4 protein-coding genes are annotated in these 3,106 nt (G+C 44.1%); all 4 read right to left on the bottom strand.

Going from position 1 to position 3,106, the window contains the following annotated elements:
• Positions 1 to 124: 124 nt before the first annotated feature.
• The 4 genes from FC65_RS09810 to FC65_RS09795 are packed head-to-tail and all read right to left on the bottom strand — an operon-like array spanning position 125 to position 3,010.
• A complete protein-coding gene (locus tag FC65_RS09810; protein ID WP_056972535.1) occupies positions 125 to 778 on the bottom strand; it encodes an amino acid ABC transporter permease in 654 nt (217 codons plus the stop codon).
• A gap of 13 nt (positions 779 to 791) precedes the next feature.
• Entirely contained in the window at positions 792 to 1,430 is a 639-nt protein-coding gene (locus tag FC65_RS09805; protein ID WP_010498313.1) for an amino acid ABC transporter permease, read from the bottom strand.
• Positions 1,427 to 2,257: a transporter substrate-binding domain-containing protein gene (locus FC65_RS09800; RefSeq protein ID WP_056972534.1), complete on the bottom strand. Its 831-nt coding sequence runs from the start codon at positions 2,255 to 2,257 to the stop codon at positions 1,427 to 1,429. Before FC65_RS09800 ends, FC65_RS09805 begins: the two co-directional genes overlap by 4 nt.
• 12 nt (positions 2,258 to 2,269) lie before the next feature.
• Positions 2,270 to 3,010: an amino acid ABC transporter ATP-binding protein gene (locus FC65_RS09795; RefSeq protein WP_029605503.1), complete on the bottom strand. Its 741-nt coding sequence runs from the start codon at positions 3,008 to 3,010 to the stop codon at positions 2,270 to 2,272.
• Between the last annotated feature and the right edge of the window lie 96 nt (positions 3,011 to 3,106).

Raw genomic sequence — 3,106 nt, 5'->3', positions numbered from 1 at the left:
TATCGTTAAAGTCCGATAGTGCTCAACTTTTAAGCGGTTCACTCCGCCCTGTACAAAAAAGCCGCTCATTCTCTTTGAACAAGCAGCTTCTCATAATTATAATTGTTAATTTTTTTAATTAAATTTAGCCGTACCTTTTTTCCATACTCTTTGCCACCAACGATAGAGCATAACAGACAATAAAGTACATCACCGCGATGATCAAATACATCGGCAGCATATATCTCGTATCTTGCCCGTAAATGATCTGCGCCCGGTAGAGTAATTCCGGCAACACAATGATCGTTGCTAAAGAAGTATCCTTGATCAAGGAAATAAACTGTGAAACCAACGGTGGGATCATCTTCAACAAGGCCTGCGGTAAAATAATATGCCACATTGCCTGCCAGTAAGACATCCCAGTCGAGCGGGCTCCTTCCATTTGACCAGGATCGACCGCTATGATCCCACTACGTACGATCTCAGCTAACATTGCCGACTCAAAGACCACTAAGGCGGTGATCGCAGCGGACATCGGCGTCATACGCAGACCCGCTTTTGGCAAAGCAAAGTAGGTGAAAAAGATGATCAGCAATAACGGCAAGTTCCGCAGGATATCGATCACGAACCCGACTAGCGCCGAAACATACTTGAAACCAACATAGCGGATAATACCCAAGATCAAACCGATCACGAAACTTAAAACGATCGAGATCAGTGAAACTTCAAGCGTGATCCCTAACCCTGCCAGTAAAAATTTAATGTTGATCCACGAATAAGCTTGACTTAAAATAGACATCTTTTCTCACCCCCTAGGCTAATTTCTTTTCGAGATAACGCATGTAATAGCTCAGCGGCAGTGTCAAGATCAAGTAAAAGACCCCCACGACCAGATAAGTATTGAACGTATCGAAAGTTGCTGATGCTAAAGCGTCACCCTGATACATCAAATCAAAACCAGCCACAAATGCTAGGACTGACGAGTTCTTGATCAGGTTGATGAACTGATTTCCCAAAGGCGGGATCACCAAACGAAATGCCTGGGGTAAGACGATATGACGCATGGCTTGCCAATAGGTCATCCCATTAGAACGAGCTCCCTCCATTTGCCCTGGGTCAACAGACTGGATCCCAGCCCGGACTGTTTCAGCAATAAAAGATGAAGTATACAAGGTCAGGCCGATCGTCCCGGCAGCAAAACCCGACATCGGTGCGACATATTGCGGGATCACCACGTAAAAGAACATGGTAATGACCAGTAAGGGAATATTCCGAAAGATCTCAATATAAATATGTGCGATCACACGAGCAGTTTTACTGGGCACGGTCTCCATGATTGCCAAGCCTGACCCGATAAGCAGTGAGAAGAACAAGGCGATCACACTGGCCAGCAAGGTATTTCCAAAACCAGTTAATAAGGTCGACCAATTATTAGTTAAAACTTGGATCATGGTTCTTCCACCTCCTTAACATCAAAGCCCGGGATCCCGCCAAACCATTTTTGTACCAAACGTTTGTATGTTCCATTAGCTTGAAGTTCATTCAAAGCTTTATTCAAATGGTCGCGCATTTCATCTTGCCCCTTATCGACAGCTAAGCCATAGGGTTCGTTAGTAAATGTCCCGCCCACGACCTCATAGTCGGGATTTTCTTTAGCAATACCGTACAAAATACCGTTATTTGTAGTCATTGCCACACCCTGTCCTGATTTCAAAGCAGTAAAGGCCTGGGCATAATCGTCTAACTCTAAGACCCTGGCTTGCGGTGCGAACTTATGCACGTTTGCGACTGCCGTCGTTCCCTTCACGGCCATGACCTTAGTGCCTGGCTTATTCAGATCACGGATCGTCTTGATCGAACTGCCCCGTTTGACCAAAAGGGATTGACCCGCACCAAAATACGGCTGGGTAAAGTTGATGATCTTCTTACGTTCATCAGTAATGGTCATCGCAGCCGCCACGGCATCGATGTTCCCATTTTTTAACAACGGAACTTTAGTTTTCGCAGTTGTTTGGACAAACTCTGCTTTGGCGTCTTTACCGTACATTTGCTTAGTCAATGCTCGCGCCAGATCTACGTCAAAGCCGTCGATATTGCCGGTCTTAACGTTCATTAAGCCAAACAGACGCGTATCAGCTTTAACGCCCCAAACGATCTTTTTAGCTTCTTTCGTACTTTCGTACACATTATCTGGTTTCTTTTCAGCACAGCCAGCAAGCACGGTCACCAAAAAAACTGGCACCAGCAAAGCAAGTACCCTTTTGAACCATTTTGACATGCTTGCTCCCCCCTATTTGTGCACGATGATCTTACTTAAGAATTGACGCGCACGTTCTTCAGTTGGATGATTATAAAATTTTTCTGCCGGATCATCTTCAACGATCACTCCATCGTCTACAAAGACGACGCGGCCAGCGACTTCACGGGCAAAGCCCATTTCGTGAGTCACAACGACCATTGTCATGTCAGTAGTTTTTGCAATTGTTTTCATTACGTTCAAAACATCATCGATCATTTCTGGATCCAAGGCACTAGTCGGTTCGTCAAATAACATGACCTTAGGCCGCATTGCCAAGGACCGCGCGATGGCGACCCGTTGTTTTTGCCCACCAGATAACTGGCGCGGCTTGGAATCCACTTTGGAAGTTAAACCAACTAATTCGAGATACTTCATTGCGATCTCTTTGTTTTCTTTTTCGTCACGTTTAAGGACCAAGCGGGGTGCCAACATCACATTTTCTAAAACTGTTTTGTTGTCATAGAGGTTAAAATGCTGGAAAACCATCCCAACATCACGGCGGAGTGTATTAAGATCCGCTTTTTTATCTGAAAGATCCATCCCATTAACGAGTAACTGGCCAGAAGAAAAGCCTTCTAATCCATTGATGGTCCTGATCAAAGTACTTTTTCCAGAACCAGATGGACCGATCACAACAACGACCTCACCTTGATTGACCTTCAAATCGATATCTTTTAAAGCATGAAAGTCGCCATAAAATTTATTCACTTTATTAAATTCGATCATTGCCATATCTATCGCCTGCTTTCGTTTCAATTTTGCAAATATGTACTTTGCTTTTTGTAATACTAATTAATTTTCCCCGATTTAAAATTGAAGTGCAACACT

Origin of the sequence: Ligilactobacillus acidipiscis DSM 15836 (assembly GCF_001435755.1) — a bacterium.
Lineage (GTDB): Bacteria > Bacillota > Bacilli > Lactobacillales > Lactobacillaceae > Ligilactobacillus > Ligilactobacillus acidipiscis.
Note: the sequence above shows the minus strand (reverse complement) of the source record. Positions and strands in the feature narration are given on the sequence as shown.

Bases quoted from the DNA above. Each gene is read 5' to 3' on its own strand.
- FC65_RS09800 (WP_056972534.1), bottom strand. From the start codon at position 2,257: ATGTCAAAATGGTTCAAAAGGGTACTTGCTTTGCTGGTGCCAGTTTTT.
- FC65_RS09795 (WP_029605503.1), bottom strand. From the start codon at position 3,010: ATGGCAATGATCGAATTTAATAAAGTGAATAAATTTTATGGCGACTTT.
- FC65_RS09810 (WP_056972535.1), bottom strand. From the start codon at position 778: ATGTCTATTTTAAGTCAAGCTTATTCGTGGATCAACATTAAATTTTTA.
- FC65_RS09805 (WP_010498313.1), bottom strand. From the start codon at position 1,430: ATGATCCAAGTTTTAACTAATAATTGGTCGACCTTATTAACTGGTTTT.